This window comes from Ancylobacter radicis, from assembly GCF_018449475.1.
Classification (GTDB): Bacteria; Pseudomonadota; Alphaproteobacteria; order Rhizobiales; family Xanthobacteraceae; genus Ancylobacter; species Ancylobacter radicis.
Genome location: NZ_JAHCQH010000015.1, coordinates 654524 through 678128, shown reverse-complemented (window position 1 = coordinate 678128; position 23605 = coordinate 654524). Strand labels below are relative to the sequence as shown.

The 23605-nt window shown below is 67.6% G+C and carries 22 protein-coding genes; 11 read left to right on the top strand and 11 right to left on the bottom strand.

The window, feature by feature from the left end; all coding sequences use genetic code 11:
- Positions 1 to 19: 19 nt before the first annotated feature.
- From phoU to KIP89_RS09140, 6 genes are all read right to left on the bottom strand, one after another.
- Complete coding sequence (gene phoU, locus KIP89_RS09165; protein ID WP_213755062.1) at positions 20 to 733, bottom strand: phosphate signaling complex protein PhoU; 714 nt, start codon at positions 731 to 733, stop codon at positions 20 to 22.
- A gap of 22 nt (positions 734 to 755) precedes the next feature.
- Positions 756 to 1577, bottom strand: coding sequence for a phosphate ABC transporter ATP-binding protein PstB (pstB, locus tag KIP89_RS09160; RefSeq protein WP_213755061.1), 822 nt, complete (start codon positions 1575 to 1577; stop codon positions 756 to 758).
- Between the two features lie 8 nt (positions 1578 to 1585).
- Positions 1586 to 2419 carry a phosphate ABC transporter permease PstA gene (gene pstA, locus KIP89_RS09155; RefSeq protein WP_213755060.1) on the bottom strand — a complete coding sequence of 278 codons (834 nt, stop codon included), beginning with the start codon at positions 2417 to 2419 and terminating at the stop codon, positions 1586 to 1588.
- Between the two features lie 9 nt (positions 2420 to 2428).
- A complete protein-coding gene (pstC, locus tag KIP89_RS09150) occupies positions 2429 to 3400 on the bottom strand; it encodes a phosphate ABC transporter permease subunit PstC (protein WP_213755059.1) in 972 nt (323 codons plus the stop codon).
- A gap of 239 nt (positions 3401 to 3639) precedes the next feature.
- A complete protein-coding gene (gene pstS, locus KIP89_RS09145) occupies positions 3640 to 4680 on the bottom strand; it encodes a phosphate ABC transporter substrate-binding protein PstS (RefSeq protein ID WP_213755058.1) in 1041 nt (346 codons plus the stop codon).
- Between the two features lie 149 nt (positions 4681 to 4829).
- Positions 4830 to 6203 carry an ATP-binding protein gene (locus KIP89_RS09140; RefSeq protein WP_213755057.1) on the bottom strand — a complete coding sequence of 458 codons (1374 nt, stop codon included), beginning with the start codon at positions 6201 to 6203 and terminating at the stop codon, positions 4830 to 4832.
- 118 nt (positions 6204 to 6321) lie between these two features.
- Between KIP89_RS09140 and ppk2 the strand changes: the two genes are divergently transcribed.
- Positions 6322 to 7308 (top strand): polyphosphate kinase 2, encoded by a 987-nt coding sequence (ppk2, locus tag KIP89_RS09135; RefSeq protein ID WP_213755056.1) that lies wholly within the window; start codon positions 6322 to 6324, stop codon positions 7306 to 7308.
- Positions 7309 to 7323: 15 nt separating this feature from the next.
- On the top strand, positions 7324 to 7959 hold the full coding sequence (locus tag KIP89_RS09130) for a hypothetical protein (RefSeq protein WP_213755055.1): 636 nt from the start codon (positions 7324 to 7326) through the stop codon (positions 7957 to 7959).
- Between the two features lie 111 nt (positions 7960 to 8070).
- On the opposite strand, the gene KIP89_RS09125 is transcribed toward KIP89_RS09130, so the two are convergent.
- Both KIP89_RS09125 and KIP89_RS09120 read right to left on the bottom strand, forming a co-directional pair.
- Positions 8071 to 9177: a putative bifunctional lysylphosphatidylglycerol flippase/synthetase gene (locus tag KIP89_RS09125; protein ID WP_213755054.1), complete on the bottom strand. Its 1107-nt coding sequence runs from the start codon at positions 9175 to 9177 to the stop codon at positions 8071 to 8073.
- A gap of 230 nt (positions 9178 to 9407) precedes the next feature.
- The gene (locus tag KIP89_RS09120) at positions 9408 to 11291 is read right to left on the bottom strand and encodes a potassium transporter Kup (protein WP_213755053.1); all 1884 of its coding nucleotides are present in this window, start codon (positions 11289 to 11291) and stop codon (positions 9408 to 9410) included.
- Positions 11292 to 11770: 479 nt separating this feature from the next.
- Between KIP89_RS09120 and KIP89_RS09115 the strand changes: the two genes are divergently transcribed.
- A complete protein-coding gene (locus tag KIP89_RS09115; RefSeq protein WP_369807092.1) occupies positions 11771 to 12472 on the top strand; it encodes a TetR/AcrR family transcriptional regulator in 702 nt (233 codons plus the stop codon).
- Between the two features lie 8 nt (positions 12473 to 12480).
- Here KIP89_RS09115 and KIP89_RS09110 read toward each other — a convergent pair whose 3' ends face one another.
- From KIP89_RS09110 to KIP89_RS09100, 3 genes are read right to left on the bottom strand one after another with little or no spacing between them, the layout of a single operon-like run.
- Positions 12481 to 13350: a Rossmann-fold NAD(P)-binding domain-containing protein gene (locus KIP89_RS09110; RefSeq protein WP_213755052.1), complete on the bottom strand. Its 870-nt coding sequence runs from the start codon at positions 13348 to 13350 to the stop codon at positions 12481 to 12483.
- Entirely contained in the window at positions 13350 to 14501 is a 1152-nt protein-coding gene (gene queG, locus KIP89_RS09105; RefSeq protein ID WP_213755051.1) for a tRNA epoxyqueuosine(34) reductase QueG, read from the bottom strand. The genes KIP89_RS09110 and queG overlap by 1 nt, the downstream gene beginning before the upstream one ends.
- Entirely contained in the window at positions 14477 to 15166 is a 690-nt protein-coding gene (locus KIP89_RS09100) for a glutathione S-transferase family protein (protein WP_213755050.1), read from the bottom strand. The genes queG and KIP89_RS09100 overlap by 25 nt, the downstream gene beginning before the upstream one ends.
- Before the next feature lie 211 nt (positions 15167 to 15377).
- On the opposite strand from KIP89_RS09100, the gene KIP89_RS09095 reads away from it, so the two are divergent.
- The 8 genes from KIP89_RS09095 (at position 15378) to KIP89_RS09060 (ending at position 23596) form a co-directional block, all read left to right on the top strand.
- Positions 15378 to 15764: a VOC family protein gene (locus KIP89_RS09095; protein ID WP_213755049.1), complete on the top strand. Its 387-nt coding sequence runs from the start codon at positions 15378 to 15380 to the stop codon at positions 15762 to 15764.
- A 184-nt stretch (positions 15765 to 15948) separates the two neighbouring features.
- The gene (locus KIP89_RS09090) at positions 15949 to 16878 is read left to right on the top strand and encodes a sugar phosphate isomerase/epimerase family protein (RefSeq protein ID WP_213755048.1); all 930 of its coding nucleotides are present in this window, start codon (positions 15949 to 15951) and stop codon (positions 16876 to 16878) included.
- Positions 16879 to 16973: 95 nt separating this feature from the next.
- Positions 16974 to 17375: a DUF3302 domain-containing protein gene (locus KIP89_RS09085; protein ID WP_213755047.1), complete on the top strand. Its 402-nt coding sequence runs from the start codon at positions 16974 to 16976 to the stop codon at positions 17373 to 17375.
- On the top strand, positions 17368 to 18600 hold the full coding sequence (locus tag KIP89_RS09080) for an HlyD family secretion protein (protein ID WP_213755046.1): 1233 nt from the start codon (positions 17368 to 17370) through the stop codon (positions 18598 to 18600). The genes KIP89_RS09085 and KIP89_RS09080 overlap by 8 nt, the downstream gene beginning before the upstream one ends.
- Before the next feature lie 260 nt (positions 18601 to 18860).
- The gene (gene dnaK, locus KIP89_RS09075; protein WP_213755045.1) at positions 18861 to 20756 is read left to right on the top strand and encodes a molecular chaperone DnaK; all 1896 of its coding nucleotides are present in this window, start codon (positions 18861 to 18863) and stop codon (positions 20754 to 20756) included.
- Positions 20757 to 20959: 203 nt separating this feature from the next.
- Positions 20960 to 22102: a molecular chaperone DnaJ gene (gene dnaJ, locus KIP89_RS09070; RefSeq protein WP_213755044.1), complete on the top strand. Its 1143-nt coding sequence runs from the start codon at positions 20960 to 20962 to the stop codon at positions 22100 to 22102.
- Between the two features lie 123 nt (positions 22103 to 22225).
- Positions 22226 to 22924, top strand: coding sequence for a class I SAM-dependent methyltransferase (locus tag KIP89_RS09065; RefSeq protein ID WP_213755043.1), 699 nt, complete (start codon positions 22226 to 22228; stop codon positions 22922 to 22924).
- A 90-nt stretch (positions 22925 to 23014) separates the two neighbouring features.
- Entirely contained in the window at positions 23015 to 23596 is a 582-nt protein-coding gene (locus tag KIP89_RS09060; protein WP_213755042.1) for an NADPH-dependent FMN reductase, read from the top strand.
- Positions 23597 to 23605 lie beyond the last annotated feature (9 nt).

Sequence of the window (23605 nt, the reverse complement as noted above, 5' to 3'; positions counted from 1 at the left end):
GTCGTTCACGCCGGCCATGTCAGGCCGGGAAGGGCATTGAGGTGAGGCTGGTCGTGTCCTGCTTCGGCCGCTCGTCGGTGAGCAACTGCCCGGTGGCGAGATAGTGCACGGTCTCGGCGATGTTGGTGGCGTGGTCGCCGATGCGCTCGATGTTCTTGGCGCAGAACAGCAGATGCGTGCACAGCGAGATGTTGCGCGGATCTTCCATCATATAGGTGAGGAGTTCGCGGAACAGCGAGGTGTAGAGCACGTCGACGTCGCCGTCGCGGCGCCAGACTTCGAGAGCGCGGGCATCCTCGCGGCTGGCATAGGAATCCAGCACCATCTTGAGCTGCTCCAGCACCAGGCCCGACATGTGCTCCACGCCGCGCACCAGCTTCTGCGGGTGGAATTCGCCAGTCAGCGCGAGCACGCGCTTGCTGGTGTTCTTGGCGAGGTCGCCGATGCGCTCAAGGTCGTTGGCGATGCGCATGGCGGCGACGATCTCGCGCAGATCGCCGGCCAGGGGCTGGCGGCGGGCGATGGTGAGGATCGCCTTTTCCTCGATCTCCCGCTGCAGCAGATCGACCGGGCCGTCGAGCACGATCACCTTCTGGGCGAGCTCGGTGTCGCGCTTGACCAGGGCCTCAACCGAGTCGGCGACGAGGCGCTCCGACTGGCCGCCCATCTCCACCACCCGGCGGCTGAGCTCCTTGAGGTCGTTATCGAAGGACGAAACGATGTGTTCGGTCATGGGAGGCTCCTGTGCCGCTGGCTCAGCCGAAGCGGCCGGTGATGTAGTCGCGGGTGCGGGCCTCGCGCGGATTGGTGAAAATCTCGTTGGAGGCGGCCACCTCGATCAGCTCGCCCAGATAGAAGAACGAGGTGATGTCGGCGCAGCGGGCCGCCTGCTGCATGTTGTGCGTCACGATGACGATGGTGAATTCCTGCTTCAGCTCGTCGATCAGGTCCTCGATCTTCGAGGTGGAGATCGGGTCGAGCGCCGAGGTGGGCTCGTCGAGCAGGATCACTTCCGGCCGCACCGCGATGGTACGGGCGATGCACAGGCGCTGCTGCTGGCCGCCGGACATGCCGAGCGCCGAGGTGTGGAGACGGTCCTTGGTCTCCTCCCAGATCGCGGCCTTGCGCAGGCACCATTCCACGCGCTCGTCCATCTGGGCCTTGGAGAGCTTCTCGTGCAGCTTCACGCCGAAGGCGATGTTGTCATAGATCGACATCGGGAACGGCGTCGGCTTCTGGAACACCATGCCGATGCGCGAGCGCACGACGGTGGAGTCGAGGTCCTTGCTCAGCAGGTCCACCCCGTCGAACAGGATCTTGCCTTCCGCGCGCTGGCCCGGATAGAGCTGGAACATGCGGTTGAAGATGCGCAGCAGGGTGGACTTGCCGCAGCCCGACGGCCCGATCATCGCGGTGACGCGCTTCTCGGGAATGTCGAAATTGATGTTCTTCAGGGCGTGGTTGTCGCCATAGAAGAAGTTCAGCCCCTCAACCTTGAGCTTGGGCTCGGCGGACGGCGCGGTGGCGCGGTTCACGGCGGAGGCGATGTCGATCGACGTGTCGGTCGCGAAATTCATGGTCCGTCTCACTTCATCTTCGCCAGGACGAGGCGGGAAAGGATGTTCAGGGTGAGCACCCCGACGGTGATGATAAGGGCGCCGGCCCAGGCCAGGGCGACCCAGTCCTCGAAGGGGCTGGCAGCGTATTGATAGATGGCGATCGGCAGAGACGCCATGGGCACGCCGAGGTCCAGCGACCAGCCATTATTGCCGAGCGAGGTGAACAGCAGCGGGGCCGTCTCGCCGGCAGCGCGGGCCACGGCCAGCAGGATGCCGGTGACGATGCCGGCGCGTGCCGCCCGCCAGGTGACCAGGGTGACGACCTTCCACGCCGGCGCGCCGAGTGCGAAGGCCGCCTCGCGCAGGCCGATCGGCACCAGGTTCAGCATGTCCTCGGTGGTGCGCACGACTACCGGGATGATGATGATGGCGAGCGCGAAGGAGCCTGCCCAGCCGGAGAAGCCGCCGATCGGCACGACCATGAGCTGGTAGACGAACAGGCCGATTAGGATCGAGGGTGCCGAGAGCAGCACGTCATTGACGAAGCGCACGGCATTGCCGATCTGCGTGTTCTTGCCGTGCTCGGCGAGGAAGGTGCCGCACATCAGGCCGATCGGCGTGCCGATGACCAGGGCGACGCTGATCTGGATCAGCGAGCCGACAATGGCGTTAAGCAGACCGCCGCCCGCGCCCGGAGGCGCGGTGATCTTGGTGAACACATGCGGGCCGAGGGCCGGCAGGCCCCGCGCCACCAGGGTCCAGAGGATCCAGGCGAGCAGGACGAGCGAGAGCGCGGCGAAGCCGGTGGAAATGACCTTGACGGTGTAGTCGGTGGCGCGGCGACGGGCGAGCGATGACATGTGCTTTCCTCAACCCTTGAGCTTCGAGCGGACCAGCAGCCGCGAGAGCGCCAGGACGATGAAGGAGATGACGAAGAGGATGAAGCCGAGTTCCAGCAGCGACTGCAGCTTGAGCGAGCCGTTGGAGGCCTCCGGGAATTCGTTGGCGATGGTGGAGGCGATGGTGGCGCCCGGCGCGAACAGCGAGACCGACATGCGCGTCGCATTGCCGATGACGAAGGTCACGGCCATGGTCTCGCCCAGCGCGCGGCCGAGGCCGAGCATCACCGCGCCGACCATGGCGGTACGGCCATAGGGCACCGAGACGTTGCGGTACACTTCATAGGTGGTCGCGCCCACGCCATAGGCCGATTCCTTGATCATCGGCGGCACCGATTCCAGCACCTCGACGAACATGGCGGTGATGAAGGGCAGGATCATGATCGCCATGATCAGGCCGGCGGTCAGCATGCCCGCGCCAAGCGGCGGGCCCTGGAACAGCGCGCCGAGCACGGGGATCGGGCCGAGCCATTCGATCAGCGGCGGCTGCACATAGGCGGCCATCAGCGGCACGATGACGAAGAAGCCCCACATGCCGTAGATGATCGAGGGAATGGCGGCGAGGAGCTGGATGGCGACGCCGATCGGCCGGCGAAGCTGCTGCGGCGCGATCTCGGTCAGGAAGAAGGCGATGCCGAAGGACAGCGGCAGGGCGATGATCACCGCGATCACGGCGCTGAAGACGGTGCCGAACACCATGACGCCGGCGCCGAACACCTCGGTGACCGGGTTCCAGGTCGTCGACCAGATGAAGCTCAGGCCAAACTCGCGCAGCGCGGGCAGACCGCCCTCGAACAGCATGGCGATGATCAGGCCGAGCAGGATCAGCACGAAGATGCCGCTGGTCCAGAGCAGCCCGACGAAGATGGGGTCGCTGAGGCGGCCGGTAGGCTTGCGCGCGGCGGCCATGGCCGCTTGGTTTCCGGTAAGCGTGGCGTCCATGTGTCTGTGATCCTGTCAGCGCCGTCGGGCGTGGACCCCTGAGGGGACCGGGTGTGCGCGCGGGGGCTCGCTAAGGCGTCTCGTGCGTCATGTCGGGGGCGTGGCGGCGGCGTCATGCCGGACCGGCGATGCCGGTTTGGCAACGGCCGCGGGATTCGCCGCGGGTACTATCAGGCGGCGCTCACGAGAAGGGGCAGCCGCCGCAACGGCCGCCCCTCTTTTTCGTGGATCAATAAAGATCAGTTGGTCCAGACAGCCTTGCCGTCAGCCTTCACTTCGGTGGCCCAGGCCTTCTTGATGTCGGTGACGACCGAGTCCGGGAGCGGGATGTAATGCAGCTTCTCGGCGACGGCGTCGCCTTCAGCGGTGTAGGCCCAGTTGAAGAACTTGATGGCCTCGGCCGACTGCGTGGCGTTGGTCGGGTTCTTCGGCAGCAGGATGTAGGTCGCCGAGGTGATCGGCCAGGCGCCCGGGCCGGCGGTGTCGATCATCGAGGCGGCGAAGTTCTTCGCACCCTTCCAATCGGCGGCAGCGGCGGCTTCCATGAACGCCTTGGTCTCGGGCTTCACGACCTTGCCGGCCTTGTTGACGAGGTCGGCGGCGGTCAGCTTGTTGGCGGCGGCGTAGATGAACTCGACGTAGCCGATGGCGCCCTTGGTGTTCTTCACGGTGCCGGCAACGCCTTCATTGCCCTTTGCGCCCGCGCCGACCGGCCACTGAACGGAGGTGGCGGCGCCGACGGCGGACTTCCAGTCGCCATTGGCCGAGGCGAGGTAGGAGGTGAACACGAACGAGGTGCCCGAGCTGTCCGAACGATAGACCGGAACGATCGCGGTCTCGGGCAGCTTGGCGCCCTTGTTCAGCGCGGCGATCTTGGGGTCGTTCCACTTGGTGATCTTGCCCTGGTAGATCTCGGCGAGCACCGGACCGTCGAGCACCAGCGAGTCAACGCCGTCGAGGTTGAAGATCGCGACGACCGAGCCGATCACGGTCGGGAACTGCAGCAGGTTGGCGGATTCGAGCTTGTCGTCCTTCATCGGCGCGTCGGAAGCGCCGAAATCGACGGTGCGGTTGACGATCTGGTTCTGACCGCCGCCGGAGCCGATCGACTGATAGTTCAGGCCCGTGCCGGTCTTCTCCTTATAGGCCGCAGCCCACGCCTGATACACCGGGGCCGGGAAGGACGCGCCGGCGCCGTTGATGTCGGCCGCGAAGGCGGTCCCGGACAGAAGGGCACTGAAGGACAGCGCGGCAGCGCCGAGGATGTGGGTGATTTTCAAGGATGCTCTCCTGAGCTGGATGACCAGCAGCATACGGGCCAGTGCCCGCATGCTCCGATGGCCGAAAACGGCGGAAATGGGTGGCGGGGGTATATCTAACCTCCCGGCGCCACGGTTCTATGACTTTGGAATGACGTCTTGATGACAGGCTAAGCCGCTGATGCAGCGTTGCTTTCCGACCCGTCCGAAGCGTCTGCGGCGAGCCGCACGGAAAAGGTCGAGCCTTCGCCCGGCGTGCTCTCGATGCCGAGCCGCCCGCGATGCCGGGCCACGATGTGTTTCACGATGGCGAGGCCGAGGCCGGTGCCGCCCTGTTCGCGCGAATGGGCGGTGTCGACGCGGTAGAAACGCTCGGTGAGGCGCGGCACATGTTCGGGGGCGATGCCGGGGCCGTAATCGCGGATCGAGACGATCGCGTCCCCGCCCTCGCGCGCGACGCTGATCTCGACCCTGCCGCCCGAGCCACCATATTTCAAGGCGTTCTCGACCAGATTCTCGAACACCCGGAACAGTTCGTCGCGATCGCCGCGCACCTTCACCGGCATAGCCGGATGGGTGAGGCCGATCTCCACCCCGCGCTCGCGGCCGAGCGGGGCGAGCGTGTCGCGCACATGGCCGACGATGCCGACAAGGTCGAGTTCCGTCTCGGGCCGCATATGGGCGTTCAGCTCGATGCGCGAGAGCGACAGCAGGTCGTCAATGAGGCGCGACATGCGCCGCGCCTGCTCGCCCATGATCTTGAGGAAGCGTTCGCGGGCATGGGTGTCGTTGCGGGCCGGGCCCTGCAGCGTCTCGATGAAGCCGGACAGCGAGGCCAGCGGGGTGCGCAGCTCATGGCTGGCATTGGCGATGAAGTCGACCCGCATCTGCTCGATGCGCCGCTGCTGGGTGAGATCGACGAAGCTCACCAGCACGGCATCGGTCGCGCGCCGCTGGGCCTCGGTGCGGAAATCGGCGCGGCTGTCGCCACGCCCCTCGCCCTTCGCCTCGCTGGAGCGGATCGGCACGATGTCGGCGCGCAGCCAGCGGTCGATCGGCACGCGCTCGGCAAATTCGATGCGGCGCGGCTGGCCGTCGGCGATGGCGGCGCGGATCGCCTCCAGCACTTCCGGCACGCGTACCGCGAAGGAGACCGGGTCGCCCACCCGCACGCTGGCGACCATGCCCTTGGCGCGGGCGTTGGCGACCAGCACGGTGCCGCGCGGATCGAGCAACAGCGCGGCCTCCGGCAGGGCGCGCACCAAAGCGGTGAGGCGTTCCTCGCCGGCGCCGAGGCGCAGCGGCTTCGGCTCGCCCTGCGTGGCGAGGCGGGCCAGCGCGGCGACCACCGGCCGGCGCCGGCCGGGCAGGAACGCGCCGAGCAGCACGAGGGCCCCGATCATCACCGCCGGGAGCGGGGCAAGAGCATCCGCCCACACGGCGCCGCCAAGGCCGAGCGCCGCCGCGAGCAGCGCCCAGCGCGCGCCGAGCACCCGCTCATACAGCGTGTCTTCCGCAAAAGGGGCTGGATCGCTGCTGGCCATGTCGACCGATTCCTGAGACAGGGGGAATTCGCTATGCTCGTCGCGCCGATGCTGAATCGGCCCCCATGCATGAGCATGAACGAATCCCTTCCTTATTGTACAGGCGAGAGGCTTCCATATGACGAAGAAGCCGGAGAAATCGGTCGGGTCGAAAAAATCCGCCGCCAAACAGGCCGCCAAGGACGCCAACAAGGCGACCGCGGGCCATGGGACTGCCGCGACGGGCGGGATCGAGAATCCCGAAAGCATGCTGGCCCGCGCGCTGGCCGACTTCTCGGTCGATGCCCCGGAACTGCCGGACATCATCGACAGCCGGGCCTATGGCAGCGGCAACTACCCCTACACCGACCGGCCCAAGCGCGGCGATTATGAGGATGATCTGCGGCTGCTGCAGATCGAACTGCTCAAGGTGCAGGAATGGGTGAAGAAGGCGGGCGAGCGCATCGTCATCGTCTTCGAGGGGCGCGATGCGGCCGGCAAGGGCGGCACGATCCACCGCTTCGTGCAGCATCTCAACCCGCGCTATGTGCGGGTGGTGGCGCTCGACAAGCCGACCGAGATCGAGCGCGCGCAATGGTATTTCCAGCGTTATGTCGCGCACATGCCCTATAAGGGCGAGATCGTGATGTTCGACCGCTCCTGGTACAACCGGGCCGTCGTCGAGCCGGTGATGGGCTACTGCACCCCGGCGCAGACCGCCCAGTTCCTCGACCAGGTGCCGACCTTCGAGAAGATGCTGGTGGATGACGGGATCCGCCTGTTCAAGATCTGGCTCGACATTGGCCGGGAAATGCAGCTCAAGCGCCTGCACGCCCGCCACAAGGACCCACTGAAGCAGTGGAAGCTTTCGCCCGTCGACCTGTCGGCGCCCTCGCGCTGGGACGCGATTTCCGCCGCTCGCAACGCGATGATCGAGGCCAGCCACAGCCCGGCCGGCCCCTGGACCGCTGTGCTCTCCAACGACAAGATGCGGGCGCGGCTCGGCGCGATCCGGCAGATTCTCTCGCATCTGCCCTATGAGGGGCGCGATGACCGGATTGTCGGGGTTCCCGACCCCGCCATCGTCATGGATGGCGGGACCTTTCTGGAACGACATGCGTTCTGAGAGGTGGAGGTCGTTATGCTGACAAATGGTCCGATCCTGCCGGTGTGGCTGGCAACCCTCGCCTGCGGGGGCGCCTTGGCGTGGGTACCGGCCCCGGCACTCGCGGCTGAGAAGCTGCCGCGTCCCCAGGTCGACTACAGCCTGACCGCCCGTGGGCCGGAGGATTCGCGCATGAAGCTCGCCCATAAGGGCGAGCGGATGCGGTTCGAGGTGAGCCAGCCGGGAATGCCCGGCGACATGACGGGCATCGTCGACCTCGCCCGCAACCGCATGCTGATGCTGGTCGCCATTCCCGGCATGGGCAACCGCGCCTTCGACGTCGAGCTTCCGGCGGACTTCGCCGCCGCCGATCCGGGCGGCGAGGGCACGCGCGGCGGCGAGGACCGTGTGGCCGGCGAGATCTGCGACATCTGGCGCACGCGCGAGGATCGCAGCGGCACGCCGGTCGAGGCCTGCATCACCTCTGACGGAATCACGGTGCGGGCGCGCGCCGAGGTGAACGGCAAGCCGCAGATCGTGTTCGAGGCGATCGAGCTGGTGCGCGGGCCGCAGGACCCGGCGCTGTTCGAGCTGCCGCCCGGTGTGAAGGTGACGCGCCTGCCCTCCGGCATGCAGGGCATGATGCCCAGCCTTCCCGGCCTGCTGCGCTAGAGCCTTTTCGAGCGAACTGGATTCCGGTTCGCGTGAAGAAAATGCGTCAGAACAAAAATCTCTGGCCTGTGCTGCGCGAGGCTTCCTAAAGGAGGCCTCTTCGCGCGGTGGTCAGCTTGCCGCGCGGCGCGGCGGCTCGCCACTGATGGCGGCGTGACCGGCGGCCTCCGTCGCCAGCTCGGCGTCGGGTTCCAGAACCGGCGGCTCGGCCAGCGGATCGACCGAGACGGACGGCGGGGGAATGGCGCGCTTGCGTCGGCTCATCCGCAGTTCGCGCAGGCCGAGAACGACCAGGGCGATAGCGAAGGGCGTCACGTAGTAGAGCAGCCGCAGCAGCAGCAGCGCGCCGAGCAGCGGCTCCTTCTCGAATTGCGACAGCGCCACCAGCATCGCCGCGTCGAACACGCCGAGTCCGCCCGGCGCATGGCTGGCAAAGCCGAGCAGGGTGGCCGAGATGAAGATGACGCCGAGCGCGATCGGGTCGATATAGGGGCTCTGCGGCATCAGCACATACATTGCCGCCGCGCAGCAGGTCAGGTCGATAATGCCGATGGCGATCTGCAGCAGGGTGAGCTTCGTCCCCGGCAGCGTTACCGTCCAGTGCCCCTGGCCGACGCCGATGCGGCGCGGCTTCAGCCCGACCCATACGGCATAGGCGGCCAGCCCGGCCAGCAGGCCGAGACCGATCAGCCGGTTGACCCAGGGCGGCAACTGGTCGACCGCGCTGGCCGCCCAGGGCTCGATCGAGATGCCGAGGCCGAGAATGGCGATGTTGCCCAGCCAGAAGGTCAGCCCGGTGATGAAGCACAGCTTGGCGACATCGATCGCGCCGAGGCCGTGCGCCGAATAGATGCGGTAGCGCACCGTGCCGCCGGTGAAGGCGGAGAAGCCGATATTATGGCCGATGGAATAGGAGGTGAAGGAGGCGAGCGCGGCGGTGCGGTAGGGCACATGCGGCTTGCCGATGGTGCGCAGCGCGAACCAGTCATAGAAGGTGAGGGTGAAATAGGCCGCCGCCACGAACAGCGCGGCGAGGCCCACCCGCCACGGCTCCGTGCCGGTGAGCGCGTCGAATACCTCCGCCGGGCGGATGTTGCGAAGCATCTCGTAGAGCACCACGGCAGCGATGCCGATGATGACGAGGCTCGCGACGACGCCGAGCGTATGCCAGCCGACATGCCCCCGCAGCCAGCCGAATATGGCCTTAAGCCCCTTCATCGCGCACTCACCATCATCTTTGCCGCGTTCGTGGTGGTTGGCGGCAGCCCTAGCAGACCCGGCGGGCCGGCGAAACCGCTTAAGCGGCGGTGCGACGGATTAGCTGACGCCATGATGCGCCGGCGCGCTGTCGCCAGCCTGCCGGCCCGTCGGCAGCGGCGCGCTTGTGCCGCCAGATAGGGGCGCTGGCGTGACCTCGCGCACCCGCTCGCGGCAGCGTGAACGGGCGGCTACAGCCGCACCGGATAGCCGATCTCGATGGTGCGCGGGCGCGGCAGGCCGAAGCGGTCGACCGAACGCTCGGCATTGCGGGCGAGGAAGGCGAACACATGGGCCAGCACATCGCGCACGCCGCGAATGTCCTCGGGCGGCATCACCCGCTCATGGCCGATCACATAGACCGCCTCGTCCGGGTCGATCCCCTGCGCATAGAGCGCCGGGCCGAGCACGGCGGGAACGTCGATCTGCTGCATGTAGCCGAAGCGCACATCGACGCGCACATGCACCCCATCGAGCGGTAGCACGCGCACGCGCTCATCCACCGGCACGCGCGGCCGCGAGGCGATCCAGACCGAGACGATGACCGCCTTGGTGAACTGCACGTCCAGCAGATCCGATACCCGCCCGAGCGCCACCGGCGTCACCGCCCCGCCGCGCGACAGGAAGATCGCGGTGCGCGGGCTGATGGCGCAGGCCGGTGGGCGGCCGCGGGCGATGAAGGCATCGAGCGGTTCGGTGAAGCGGCGCTGCTGGATGCCCAGCCCCTCCAGCCCGCGCCGCCACGACACCATGATGAGCAGCACGATGGCGGCGATGGTGACGGGCAGCCAGCCGCCATCATGCAGCTTGGTGAGATTGGCGGCGGCGAAGGAGATGTCGATCACCCCGAGGCTGCCGGCGAGCAGGATCAGCGCCGGCAGCGGCCAGCGCCAGCTCCGGCGGACATAGGCGACGAAGAGAATGGTGGTCGACACCATCGCCATGGCCACCGCGATGCCATAGGCCGAGGCCAGCCGGTCGGACGAGCCGAACGAGACCACGATCAGCGCGCAGGCGATCATCATGATCCAGTTGAGCCGGCCGACATAGATGTGCTGGTCGTTGTGCTCGCTGGTGTAGCGGATGCGCATGGGCGGCAGGTAGCCCAGCTCGATCGCCTGCTTGGCGAGGGAGAACACGCCGGTGATGATGGCCTGCGAGGCGATGACGGTGGCGGCGGTGGCGAGGATGAGCAGCGGCACGTCGACGAAATCGGGCGAGAGGTCGTAGAACGGGTTGCGCACCGCCTCCCGGTTCACCAGCACGATGGCGCCCTGGCCGTAATAGTTCAGCAGCAGGGCCGGCATGGCGACCAGCAGCCAGGCGCGGGTGATGACCTTGCGGCCGAAATGGCCGAGATCGGCATAGAGCGCCTCGCCGCCGGTAATGGCCAGGAAGATCGCTCCCAGCACCGCGCCGGCGAACCAGATATGGTCGTTGAGCAGTTCGATGCCGTGGCGCGGATCGAGCGCCCAGAGCACTTGCGGTGCCTGGACGATGCCGTGCACGCCGAGCGCGGCGAGCGAGCCGAACCAGACCAGCATGATCGGTCCATAGAACGCGCCGATCCGCTCGGTGCCCGCCCGCTGGGAGAAGAACACCAGCAGGATCACCAGCACGGTGACGGCGACGATCCAGTGATCAAGCGCGGGGGCGATGACCTCCAGACCCTCGATGGCGGAGAGCACCGACATGGCCGGGGTCAGCACGCCGTCGCCGATCAGCATGGCGGCGCCGATGAGCCCGGCGATCAGCAGGAAAAGCCGCTTGCCGGTGGCGCTGCGATGCAGGTCGAGCAGGGTGACGAGGGCGAGGATGCCGCCTTCGCCGTCATTGTCGGCCCGCAGCACCAGCGAGACATATTTGATCGAGATGGAAAGGATGATCGCCCAGGTGATGAGGGAGAGCAGGCCCAGCACCTCGGAATGGGTCACGGCCGTGCCGCCGACGGCGAGCAGACCCTGCTTGAACGCATAGAGCGGGCTGGTGCCGATGTCGCCGAACACCACGCCAAGCGCGGCGGTTTCGGCGGCGAGCGGGAGGACCCGGCTTTTGGCCGCTGCGGGACTAGCCATGCCGTGACGGCTCACCACAGGCCGGACGATGCGCCGGCGAAGCCATCGGCGAGGCCGCTGGACAGGCGCGGTTCGGGTACCGGCAGGGTCGGGAGATGCGTTTCATGAGGCTCCGCAATCGCGCAGGCCGGCCAAAGCGCGGCAGCGCAGCATTAACCCGGCGGGCGGCGGGAGCCAAGCGGAGTCTCCGGTGCCGGCCAGATGGCTGAGGGAGGAGGATTGGGGGGCGGAATTAACCCTCCTCCCTCTACCAGCGGTGCCAGCGTCTGAAAGCTTGCGGGACCTTCAACCGTCACCGTGGCTGGAACCGTTTTAGTCAGCCCGCCGGCTTCGGGCAAGGAAAACTGAACGGTTTGGTCAAAATTTTTCCGCTATCCTTTGGTCTGATATCGTTGGGTAACACCCTGCTTCATGGCATTGTGCTGAAAGTGCACTTCGAACCAGTTTATGGTCGTTTTGCGTGGAGCCAGGCCCTATCCGTGACCCCGTTGCATGAGCCTCTGAAAACGCCCGAGCCGTCCGAACTCCTGGACAGTGTGGTCCACCTCGCTCCCATCTCCATCCACGGACGGGAAAAGCGGGGCCAGATCCTGCACGGAGCGCGCGAGGTGTTTCGTGCCAGCGGTTTCGATGGTGCCAGCATGGGCCAGATCGCCCGCGCGGCGGGGGTCTCCAAGGGCACGCTCTATGTCTATTTCAGCTCGAAGGTCGATCTGTTCGCCGCGCTGGTGACGGAGGAATGCGAACAGACCGCCGAGCATTGCTTCGACCTCGATGTGGATGCCGACGTGGCTGCCAGCCTGACGGCGCTCGGCCATCGCTACATCCGCGCCATGATCGAACCGTCGAAGATCAGCACCGTGCGCATGGTGGTCGGCGTGGCGGAGAAGTTCCCCGAGATCGGGCGGATCTTTCTCGCCGCCTCGCATGAGCGCGGGGTCGAGCGGCTGGCAGCGTGGTTGCGGGCCAAGATCGAGCGTGGCGAGCTGGAGATCGACGACATCGAACTTGCCGCCTGGCAATTCGTCATCGGCTGCCACGCGCGGATCGTCATGCCGATGTTCTTCGGTGAGGAAGCCGCCTCCGAGGCCGAGATCGGGCGGGTGGTAAATCACACGGTCGATACATTCCTGCGCGCCTTCGCGCGCCGGCGCCGTTCCTGTGATTCCGCCGGGCGATAGCGCCGGCTTCAGCCTTCCGCACGGCCCTCGCCGCCCTGGAACAGCGCGGTGAGCCCCGCGCGATAGGTCGGGTAGAGCAGGGCGCCGTCGATCAGCCGGTGCAGCCGCTCATTGCGCACGCGCCGGTTATCCGCCCAGAAGGACAGCGCCATCGGCGACATAGTGGCGGCGGCGATCTCGAACGGCACCGCCTCGGGCGGCTCCACCCCCAGCAGCCCGGCGGCGAAACGCACCGGCGCGCAGGAGGGCGAGGGCTCGTCATCCACCACATTCACCACCCCATCGAGCCCGCTCATCGCCGCCGCGGCGATGGCGCCGGCAATGTCGGCGACATGGATGCGGTTGAACACCTGCCCGGCGCGTTCGATGCAGCGGGCCGTGCCGGCGCGGATATCGAGCAGGGCGTTGCGGCCCGGACCATAGATGCCGCCGAGCCGCAGCACCGCCACCGGGCGGCCCGCGGCGTGGCCGACCTCCCGCCAGGCGGCCTCCGCCGCCACCCGCCGGCGGGCGCGGGGCGCCTCCGCGTCGAGTGGAGCGTCCTCGTCGATCCAGGCCCCGCCGCTGTCGCCATGCACGCCGATGGTGGAGAGATAGATCAGCGGGCCGCGTCCCCGCGCCCCTGCGAAGACGGGGCCGAGCGGGCCCAGGAAGGGGTCGCCGGCCTCGCCCGGCGCGGCGGAGGCGAGCACCACATCGGCCTCCTCCAGCGCGGCGCGCAGTTCGGGCGTCGGCGTCCCGTCAAAGCCGATCATGGTCACGCTGGGTTCCGCGCGCGCGGTGCGTGCGGTGCCGATGATGCGGGCGAACGACTGGCCGTGCCGGGCAACGAAGTGCCGGGCGCAATAGCCATAGCCGAGGCAGAGCAGCGTGGTCATCAGACGTTCCGTTCGCGGGCGTTGAACCATTCGGCCTGCACGTCCGCATCGGGCTCCTGCGCATGAAGCGCCTTGATGCGGGCGAAGGCGGGGCCGTCCATCAGACGCGAGAGCGCCCACACCGCCGCGCCGCGGATCAGCGGGGCCTCATCGGCGAGAAGACGTTCCGCCTCCGGAATGAGATCGCGGTCGCCGGAATTGCCGATGGCGATCAGCACATTGCGCAGGAAGCGGGTGCGCCCGGTGCGCTTGATCGGGCTCTTGGTGAAGCGGGCGCGGAAGGCGGCGTCGTCCAGCCGGGCGAGTTCGGCGAGCGGTGGCGCGCGGTTCTCGTCGCGGGCGGCAAGCCGCGCCTCGCGTCCGGCCTGCGCGAACTTGTTCCACGGGCAGGCCGCCAGGCAGTCGTCGCAGCCATAGATGCGGTTGCCGATCGCTGCGCGCAGGTCGCGCGGGATCGGGCCGCGATGCTCGATGGTGAGGTAGGACACGCAGCGCCGCGCGTCGATCCGGTAGGGCGCGGGGAAGGCGCCGGTCGGGCAGGCGTCGAGGCAGGCGCGGCAGGAGCCGCAATGGTCGCGCTCGGGCGAATCCGCCGGCAAGGCGAGGCTGGTGGCGATGGCGCCGAGCAGCAGCCACGAGCCTTTCTCGCGCGAGACCAGATTGGTGTGCTTGCCCTGCCAGCCGAGCCCGGCGGCCTCGGCCAGCGGCTTTTCCATCAGCGGGGCGGTGTCGACGAACACCTTCACCTCACCCCCGGCGCGCGGCACGAAACGCGAGCAGATGCGCTTGAGCTTGCCCTTGATGAGTTCGTGATAGTCGTCGCCGCGCGCATAGACGGAGATGGTGCCCCGGCTTCTTTCGGAGAGACTGCGGCGGGGATCCTCGTCCGGGCCGTAATTGAGGCCGAGCATCAGCACGGCCTGCACCTTGGGCCAGAGGTGGCGCGGCGAGGCGCGGCGTTCCGCTGTCTCCGGCATCCAGTCCATGTCGCCATGGTGGCCCTCAGCGACCCATTGCTGGAGCCGTGTCCCGGCCTGCGGGATGGCGCCGGGCGCGGCGACGCCGAGGGAATCGAAGCCCTCCTCGCGGGCGAGCGCGACGAGCAGCGCCTTGGCGCCGGCCGGGTCTAGAAGTCGAGATCCGCGTAGCACGGTGCCGGCGGCATCCCCGCCATGGTCACGGCGAGCAGCGGCCGGAAGGCCGGACGCGACTTGATGCGCGCGTACCAGATCTTCGCTCCCTCATCCTCTTCCCACGGCACGTCGCCGAGATAGTCGACGCAGGAAATATGCGCCGCCGCCGCGAGATCGGCATAGCCCATGCGTTCGCCGGCCAGCCAGTTCCGCGATTTCAGCAGCCAGCCGATATATTGCAGATGATAGCGGATGTTCGAGCGCGCCGCGCGGATCACCGGCATGTCCGGCGGCCCGCCGCCCAGTTCGCGCGGCATGTACCGCTTGTAGACCTTCTCGCGCACCAGCGGCTCGGACACCTCGGTGTAGAATTTGTGGTTGAACCAGGCGGACAGGCGGCGGACCTCGACGCGCGCATAAATGTCGGGCGGCAGCAGCCGCCGGTCGCCCAGCGCCTCGCCGCGCGTCTCGTCGAGATATTCGGTGATGGCGTCGACGCCGGGCACGACCAGCCCGTCATCCTCGACCAGCACCGGGGTGGTGCCGGCGGGATCGAGCATCAGGAAGTCGGCGCGGCGCTCCCAGGCCCGCTCCTCGATCAGCATGGGAGCGATCCCCATCTCGCCGAGAGCGAGGCGGACGAGGCGCGAATGCGCGCAGAAGGGATGATGATAAAGCTGCATTGTCCGGGAAAAGCCTCGGCGTGCTCGTCGGCGCCGCCTGAAGGACCGATCTAAAAGGGTTTATGCTTCATCGCAAGCTATCGCGGCGTCAACATGGCACCCGGTTGCACCGCTGCGCAGGGCCTTGGTCACGCATTTTTCGCAGCAGGGTGTAAGGATCGTTAACAAAGCGAGCGCGTTTTCCGTCGCACGGATATTCTGGGAGGCACAGATGGTGAATGAGCCCGAGCATGGCAGTTTCATCTGGAATGAGCTGAACACCCACGACCCGGAAAAGGCGAAGACGTTCTATGCCGAGACGCTGGGCTGGAGCTACGAGACCATGCCGATGGAGGATGGCACCGACTACGCCATCATCGTGCATGGCGGGCGGCGCGTCGGCGGTATTTTCGCGCTGACCGGCCCCGACTTCGAGGGGATGCCGGACCACTGGATGGCCTATGTCGGGGTGGACGATGTCGATGCCCGCCTCGCCCGGGTGGAGGCCGCCGGCGGGAGCATCATCCGTCCGGCCTTCGACGTGGCGGGGGTGGGGCGGATCGGCGTCATGCGTGATTCGACGGGCGCCTATCTCGCCTGGATGACGCCGCGCATGTGAGTGCTAAGCGCCTCGCATGGCTGACGATTCGGCCATCTGTAATGCGTGTGCCATAAAAAGGGCGCAGGAGTGAACGCGCGCCGCGTGGCCGCTCGTGCCGAAATGAGCGGATTGTCCCAACGTTAGCGGACGTTCCAACCCGCTTGCCTGTCGTCATCGCCCAACCCCCAGGAACAGCCACCCGATGCAGATGCACATTCCGGTTTCCCCCATCCGCGCCAGCGGCTTTGCGATCCTCGAAGGCAGCCCCGAGTTCGACGACCTCGGCGCTCATCTCGACGAGGCGGAGGCTCTCGGCGTCGATATGGTGGAACTGCCGGCCTATGCCTGGCATCTCATTGTCGACGGCCGGGTGCTGACCGAGCGGGTCAAGGATATGACCGCCGCGCTGGCCGGCCGGCGCCTCGGCTATTCGGTCCATGGCACGCTCGCCATCAACCTGATGGACATTCCCGAGCGGCTGGCGCGCCATGAAAAGGTGCTGGCGGCCAATATCGAGATCGCCGCCGCCGCCGGCGCGCAACGCCTCGTGATGCATAGCGGCTTCGTGCGCGCGCCCGACGACGATGTCGAGGTCGCCTATTCGCGCCAGCGTGACGCCCTTGCCCGCGCCGGCGAGCATGCCGCCGCGCTCGGCGTGACGCTGTGCGTCGAGAACATCTTCCGCTTCGCCCAGGTGCGCGAGACGGCGACCCCGGCCAAGCTCGCCGGCGAACTCGCCGCCATCGACCATCCGGCGGTGCGCGCCACGCTCGACGTCAGCCACGCCTATATACGCTGCACCGATGCGCGGCTCGATCCGATCGCCGAGATGGCGCAGCTCGCTCCCTATGTCGCGCATTTCCACCTGCACGATTCCTTCGGTCGCCCAAGCGAAATGTGGACCTACCACTCCGCCGAAGCGGTGGCGCTGGGCGAGGGCGACCTGCATCTGCCGATCGGCTGGGGCGGGATCGACTGGGACGCGGTGATCGGCGCGGTTCAGCCGCCGGCCGGCGCGACCGCCATTCTGGAGCTGGAGCCGCGCCACTGGCGCGAGCTGAAGGATCAGGTGACGGTGCTGCAGGACCTCGTCGCGCGCTTCCGCAGCCCGGCCGCCGTCGCCGTCGTCTGACGGGCATTGAAGCCGGTGTAGACAGCTCGGTATCGGGGTGGCACTGATCGCTACCGGACGGCGCGGTTTCCCGCGCCCCTTCATGGGAACGCGCCGTGCCATCACCACATCCAGCCAGCCTCGCCCATCTGCCCTTCTTCATCACGGCGCCGGGGGAGAGCGACATTCTGCTCGGCGTCGCGATTGCGGCGCTGGTCGGCGCCGTTCTCGTCGGTGGCGTGCTGTTCCTCGCGCTGCATTCCCTGCCCGAGCGTATCGCGCACAAGGCGCAGAAGCTGCAGATGGAAATCGTCGCGGTGCTGTGCCTGCTGGCGCTGTTCACCCACGTTCACATGTTCTGGGTCGCGGCGCTGCTGCTCGCCTTCATCGACCTGCCGGATTTCGGCACGCCGCTCACCCGCATCGCCCGCGGCGTCGAGCGCCTGGCGAAGAAGGAGCCGCCGGAAGACAAAACTCCGGCCAAGCGCACCGGCCGGGGGAGCCATCCCCATGCTTGAGCTGCTGCTGTGCTCGCTGGTCACGGTGTTCCCCGATTATCTCGTCCGCCGCTATGCGCAGGGAAAGCGTTTCGGCCACGAGATCACGCTCTATTCGGTCTGGTACGAACTGCGCTGGGGCATCACCGCCTGCCTGATGCTGACGGTCGGGCTGATCGCGGTCATCTTCTACAACCACCCCTCGACCAGCAACGTCACCGCCTATTTTCGCGCCGTACCCATCGTCCCGGAGGTCGGCGGGCGGGTGAGCGAGGTTCTGGTCGGCCCGAGCGCCCGTGTCGAGGCGGGCCAGCCGCTGTTCCGGCTGGATGATTCCATCCAGCAGGCGCAGGTCGAAACCGCCCGCCGGCGCATCGTCGAGACGGATGCGTCGCTGATCGCCGCCCGCGCCGATATCGCCGCCGCCGACGGGCAGTTGCGCCAGGCCGAGGAGGCACTGCAGCAGGCGCGCGACGAACTGGCGACCCGCAACGAGCTCCAGCAGCGCAATGCCGGGGTCGTCAGCGTGCGCGAGGTCGAGCGGCTGCAGAATGTCGTCGATGGGCGCGAGGGCGGCGTCGCCGCCGCGCTCGCGGCGCGGCAGGCAGCGGAAGCCCGCGCCGATCTGCTGCTGCCGGCGCAGAAGGCAAGCGCCGAAGCGGCCCTCGCCGAGGCGCTCGTCGCCCTCGACAAGACGGTGATCCGTGCCGGCACGGCCGGCTGGGTCGAGCAATTCACGCTGCGGACCGGCGACATCGTCAGCCCGATGCTGCGTCCCGCGGGCGTGCTGATCCCCGAGGGGGCGGGCCGCGAGCGGCTGATCGCCGGCTTCGGCCAGATCGAGGCGCAGGTGCTGAAGGTCGGCATGGTGGCCGAGGCGGTGTGCCTGTCGAAGCCGCTCACCGTCATTCCGATGGTGGTGACCAGCGTGCAGGACGTCATCGCCGCCGGGCAGTTGCGCGCCGCCGAGCAGCTTCAGGACGCCCAGCAGGTCGTCGCGCCGGGCACGCTGACGGTGGCGCTGGAGCCGCTCTATGAGGGCGGTCTGGCCGGCGTGACGCCCGGCTCCAGTTGCATCGCCAATGCCTATTCCAGCAATCACGAGCGCCTGGCCTCCGGCGAAGTGGGTGGGCTCGCCGCGGTCTATCTCCATGTCGTCGACACGGTCGCGGTGGTCCATGCGCTGCTGCTGCGGCTGCAGGCGGTGATCGTGCCGCTGCGCATTCTGGTGTTCAGCGGGCACTGAGCGGGGCGGTCGCCGCGCCGTTCGAGGCACGTGCGGGGGTGCACCGCGTGCGCCGAGTTCACGAGCCCGCGATTTTCGCGGCCCCCAGCTTCTTGCGGCGGAAACGGGCGCCCCCTATATCGGCCACGAACGGCGTGCAGAGCGTCGTACCCTATATTACTTGGGGGCCGGTCCCGGGGGGTGGTGCGGTATAACCGTCCAGCCATTCCTCTCCGGGTGCTTCAATAAGGTCCGGCCGGCCTGCCGGAAGGAGAAACAACATGTCTAAAGTCATCGGCATCGATCTCGGCACGACCAATAGCTGCGTCGCGGTCATGGAAGGCAGCACGCCGAAGGTGATCGAGAACGCGGAAGGTGCCCGCACCACCCCGTCCATCGTCGCCTTCACCGAGGATGGCGAGCGCCTCGTCGGCCAGCCGGCCAAGCGCCAGGCGGTCACCAACCCGGAGCGCACCTTCTTCGCGGTGAAGCGCCTCATCGGCCGCCGCTATGACGACCCGACGGTCGCCAAGGACAAGGGCCTCGTGCCCTACCAGATCGTGCGCGCCGACAATGGCGACGCCTGGGTCGAGTCGGACGGCAAGAAATATTCGCCCTCGCAGATCTCCGCCTTCACCCTGCAGAAGATGAAGGAGACCGCGGAGGCCTATCTCGGCGCCAAGGTCACGCAGGCGGTCATCACCGTCCCGGCCTATTTCAACGACGCCCAGCGTCAGGCCACCAAGGACGCCGGCAAGATCGCCGGCCTCGAAGTGCTGCGCATCATCAACGAGCCGACGGCGGCCGCCCTTGCCTATGGCCTCGACAAGAAGCAGGCCGGCACCATCGCGGTCTATGACCTCGGCGGCGGCACCTTCGACGTGTCGGTGCTGGAGATCGGCGACGGCGTGTTCGAGGTGAAGTCGACCAATGGCGACACCTTCCTCGGCGGCGAGGATTTCGACATGCGCCTCGTCGGCTACCTCGCCGACGAGTTCAAGAAGGAGCAGGGCATCGACCTGCGCAACGACAAGCTCGCCCTTCAGCGCCTGAAGGAAGCGGCTGAGAAGGCCAAGATCGAGCTGTCCTCCGCGACCCAGACCGAGATCAACCTGCCCTTCATCACGGCGGATGCCTCGGGCCCGAAGCACCTGACCATGAAGCTCACCCGCGCCAAGTTCGAGGCGCTGGTGGACGATCTGATCCAGCGCACCGTCGAGCCCTGCCGCAAGGCGCTCAAGGATGCCGGCCTCACCGCCGGGCAGATCGACGAGGTCGTGCTGGTCGGCGGCATGACCCGCATGCCCAAGGTGCAGGAAGTGGTGAAGCAGTTCTTCGGCAAGGAGCCCCACAAGGGCGTCAACCCGGATGAAGTGGTCGCCATCGGCGCCGCGATCCAGGCCGGCGTGCTGGCGGGCGACGTGAAGGACGTGCTGCTGCTCGACGTGACCCCGCTCTCGCTTGGCATCGAGACGCTGGGCGGCGTGTTCACGCGCCTGATCGACCGCAACACCACCATCCCGACCAAGAAGAGCCAGACCTTCTCGACGGCGGAAGACGGCCAGACCGCGGTGACCATCCGCGTCTTCCAGGGCGAGCGCGAAATGGCGGCGGACAACAAGATCCTCGGCCAGTTCGATCTCGTTGGCATTCCCCCGGCGCCGCGCGGCGTGCCGCAGATCGAGGTCGCCTTCGACATCGACGCCAACGGCCTCGTCAACGTGTCCGCCAAGGACAAGGGCACCGGCAAGGAACAGCAGATCCGCATCCAGGCGTCCGGCGGCCTGTCCGAGACCGACATCGACAAGATGGTGAAGGACGCCGAGGCGCACGCCGAGGAAGACAAGAAGCGCCGCGCCGTGGTCGAGGCCAAGAACCACGCCGAGGCGCTGGTCCACTCGACCGAGAAGGCCCTTGCCGAGCATGGCGACAAGGTCGGCGCGCCGGAGAAGGCGGCGATCGAGACCGCCATCGCCGATCTGAAGACCGCGCTGGAAGGTGACGACGCCGAGGCGATCGCCACCAAGACCAACACGCTGGCGCAGGCCTCCCTCAAGCTGGGCGAGGCGATGTATGCCTCCCAGCAGGGCGGCGGCGATGCCGGCGAGGCGCCGAAGGACGATGTGGTGGACGCCGAGTTCACCGAGGTCGACGACGACAAGAAGAAGTCGGCCTGACGCGTTCGAAACCCACGCCGCCCCCGAAAGAGATTTCGGGGGCGGATGTCTGTTTGGCAGTGCCGGACGATGTCAGGAGACCGCCGCCCGTGGCTTTGGCCGAGGCGCGGCAGGATTCCTGCATGAAGCGGCTGCTTTGATCTGGAAGGCGCGGCGATGGCGCCGCCTCATCCGGTCCAAACCGTGCGACGGCTCATCCATCCATGTCCAAGACCGATTATTACGAACTGCTCGAGGTCTCCCGCACCTGTACGGACGGGGAGCTGAAGACCTCCTATCGCAAGCTCGCCATGAAGTGGCACCCGGACAAGAATCCGGGCAATGCCGAGGCGGAGCACCGATTCAAGGAAATCAGCGAGGCCTATGATTGCCTGAAGGACCCGCAGAAGCGCGCGGCCTATGACCGCTTCGGCCATGCCGCCTTCGAGAATGGCGGCGGCGGTGCGGGCGGACCCGGCTTCGGGGCGGATTTCGCCTCCACCTTCTCCGACATCTTCGACGATCTGTTCGGCATGGCCGGCAACCGGCGCGGCGGCGGTGGCCAGCGCGGCGGGCGCGAGCGCGGCGCGGACCTGCGCTACAATATGGAGATCACGCTGGAGGAGGCGTTCGCGGGCAAGAACGCGACCATCCGCCTGCCGACCTCGATCATCTGCGAGACCTGCTCGGGCTCCGGCGCCAAGCCCGGCACGCAGCCGACCACCTGCCGCACATGCGGCGGGGCGGGGCGCGTGCGCCAGGCGCAGGGCTTCTTCACGCTGGAGCGCACCTGCCCGAGCTGCCAGGGCCGTGGCCAGGTGATCGAGGATCCCTGCCCCTCCTGCGCCGGTGCCGGACGCACCACCAAGGAGCGCACGCTGGAAGTGGCGATCCCCGCCGGCGTCGAGGACGGCACCCGCATCCGCCTTGGCAATGAGGGCGAGGCCGGGGTGCGCGGCGGCCCGCCAGGCGACCTCTACATTTTCCTGTCGCTGGCCCCGCACGAGTTCTTCCAGCGCGACGGCGCCGATCTGTTCTGCCGCGCGCCGATCTCCATGGTGACGGCGGCGCTCGGCGGCACCTGCGAGGTGCCGACCATCGAGGGCGACACCCACAAGGTGAAGGTCCCCGAGGGCACCCAGTCCGGCAAGCGTTTCCGGCTGGGCGGACGGGGCATGCCGGTGCTGCGCACGCGCACCCGCGGCGACATGTATGTGCAGGTGGTGGTGGAGACGCCGCAGAACCTGACGCGACGTCAGCGCGAATTGCTCACCGAGTTCGAGCGCGAATGCTCCGGCGAGACGCACCCGGAATCGAGCGGCTTCTTTGCCAAAGTGAAGGATTTCTTTGCCGGCGATGCGGATTAGTGACGCCGGCGTAACGCCGTCGTCATCACGGGGACTTAACATCGCCGTCCAAGCACTTTAGTCTAAGCGTGCCTTCCGTCCGTCGCTCTGCGCCGCCCCCTCGCGGCCCAATGGAAAAATCGCATGCTCGATCGTCGCGCTCTCGACGCCAAGACGTCCGATGCCTCGAACGGCAAGGTCCGCAAGTTCCGCGATCGCAAGTCCCGCCCCGACGAAGTCCGTTTTCTCCAGTCCTGGTTCCAGAACCCGCTGCGCACCGGCGCGCTCTCGCCGTCCGGCCGCGCATTGGCCCGCACCATGGCGGGTTATGTCGACCCGGCTCTGGATGGCCCGGTGATCGAGCTCGGGCCGGGCACCGGCCCGGTGACGGCGGCGCTGGTCGCGCGCGGTGTGGCCGAGGAGCGCCTCGTCCTCATCGAGTACAATCCCGAATTCTGCGCCCTGCTGCGTGCCCGCTTTCCGCGCGCCACCGTCATCGAGGGCGACGCCTACAACATGGCGCGCACCCTTGCCGGCAACGCTGACAGCCTGCCGGCGGGCAAGGCGGTGGCTGTTGTGTCCAGCCTGCCGCTGTTCACCCGGCCGGTGGAGGAGCGTTACAGCCTGCTCGATCAGGCCTTCGGGCTGTCGCATGAGCGCGCGCCCTTCATCCAGTTCACCTATGCCGTGGTCTCGCCCATGCCGCTCGCCCCCTCGCGCTTCGATGCGCATGTGAGCCCGCGCATCTGGGCGAACCTGCCGCCAGCGCGGGTCTGGGTCTATCGCTCGCAGGGCGTGGCGATTGGCGCCAGCCAGCCCCTGCCGCTCGCCGCCGTGGGCTGAGTGCCCGGCGGGTTACGGCTCGCTACCCTTCCAGAAACAAGGCCGGCGCCTGTCTTGGCGCAGGTCTTGGCGTCATGAGCGGAGATGCCGATGCGCACGCCCCGGATTCTTACCTTTGCCGGCTCCATCCGTACCGGCTCCTATTCGGCCGCGCTGGCGGCGCTCGCCGCCAAGGAGCTTTCCAGCCTCGATTGCGAGCCCGTGCTGATCTCGCTCGCCGATTACCCGCTGCCGATCTATGACGCCGATCATGAAGCGTCCGAGGGCGTGCCCGCGCCGGCCATGCAGCTGCGCGACCAGCTGGCCAGCGCGGACGGCGTGTTCATCGTCACCCCCGAATACAATGCCGGCGTGCCGCCGCTGCTGAAGAACGCCATCGACTGGGCGAGCCGCGCCAAAGGGCAGGGCGATCCCTTCACCAAGCCGGTCTTCGCCATTGGCTGCACCTCGCCGGGCGCGCTCGGCGGCTATCGCGCCTCGATGATGCTGCGTCAGGTGCTGGCGCTCGGCCTCAACGGGCTGGTGCTCGCCGAACAGGCGATGGTGGCCGGCGCGGGCAACGCCTTCGCCGAGGATGGCGGGCTGAAGGACGAACGCGCGCAGCAGAGGTTGCGCACGCTGATGACAACGCTTATCGAGCAGGCGGCGCTCAGGGCGGGTCTGCGCGCCTGACGAGCCGCG

Coding starts and splice junctions, on each gene's coding strand:
- phoU (WP_213755062.1), bottom strand. CDS start 733: ATGACCGAACACATCGTTTCGTCCTTCGATAACGACCTCAAGGAGCTC.
- pstB (WP_213755061.1), bottom strand. CDS start 1,577: ATGAATTTCGCGACCGACACGTCGATCGACATCGCCTCCGCCGTGAAC.
- pstA (WP_213755060.1), bottom strand. CDS start 2,419: ATGTCATCGCTCGCCCGTCGCCGCGCCACCGACTACACCGTCAAGGTC.
- pstC (WP_213755059.1), bottom strand. CDS start 3,400: ATGGACGCCACGCTTACCGGAAACCAAGCGGCCATGGCCGCCGCGCGC.
- KIP89_RS09140 (WP_213755057.1), bottom strand. CDS start 6,203: ATGGCCAGCAGCGATCCAGCCCCTTTTGCGGAAGACACGCTGTATGAG.
- ppk2 (WP_213755056.1), top strand. CDS start 6,322: ATGACGAAGAAGCCGGAGAAATCGGTCGGGTCGAAAAAATCCGCCGCC.
- KIP89_RS09130 (WP_213755055.1), top strand. CDS start 7,324: ATGCTGACAAATGGTCCGATCCTGCCGGTGTGGCTGGCAACCCTCGCC.
- KIP89_RS09125 (WP_213755054.1), bottom strand. CDS start 9,177: ATGAAGGGGCTTAAGGCCATATTCGGCTGGCTGCGGGGGCATGTCGGC.
- KIP89_RS09120 (WP_213755053.1), bottom strand. CDS start 11,291: ATGGCTAGTCCCGCAGCGGCCAAAAGCCGGGTCCTCCCGCTCGCCGCC.
- KIP89_RS09110 (WP_213755052.1), bottom strand. CDS start 13,350: ATGACCACGCTGCTCTGCCTCGGCTATGGCTATTGCGCCCGGCACTTC.
- KIP89_RS09100 (WP_213755050.1), bottom strand. CDS start 15,166: ATGCAGCTTTATCATCATCCCTTCTGCGCGCATTCGCGCCTCGTCCGC.
- KIP89_RS09095 (WP_213755049.1), top strand. CDS start 15,378: ATGGTGAATGAGCCCGAGCATGGCAGTTTCATCTGGAATGAGCTGAAC.
- KIP89_RS09090 (WP_213755048.1), top strand. CDS start 15,949: ATGCAGATGCACATTCCGGTTTCCCCCATCCGCGCCAGCGGCTTTGCG.
- KIP89_RS09080 (WP_213755046.1), top strand. CDS start 17,368: ATGCTTGAGCTGCTGCTGTGCTCGCTGGTCACGGTGTTCCCCGATTAT.
- dnaK (WP_213755045.1), top strand. CDS start 18,861: ATGTCTAAAGTCATCGGCATCGATCTCGGCACGACCAATAGCTGCGTC.
- dnaJ (WP_213755044.1), top strand. CDS start 20,960: ATGTCCAAGACCGATTATTACGAACTGCTCGAGGTCTCCCGCACCTGT.
- KIP89_RS09065 (WP_213755043.1), top strand. CDS start 22,226: ATGCTCGATCGTCGCGCTCTCGACGCCAAGACGTCCGATGCCTCGAAC.
- KIP89_RS09060 (WP_213755042.1), top strand. CDS start 23,015: ATGCGCACGCCCCGGATTCTTACCTTTGCCGGCTCCATCCGTACCGGC.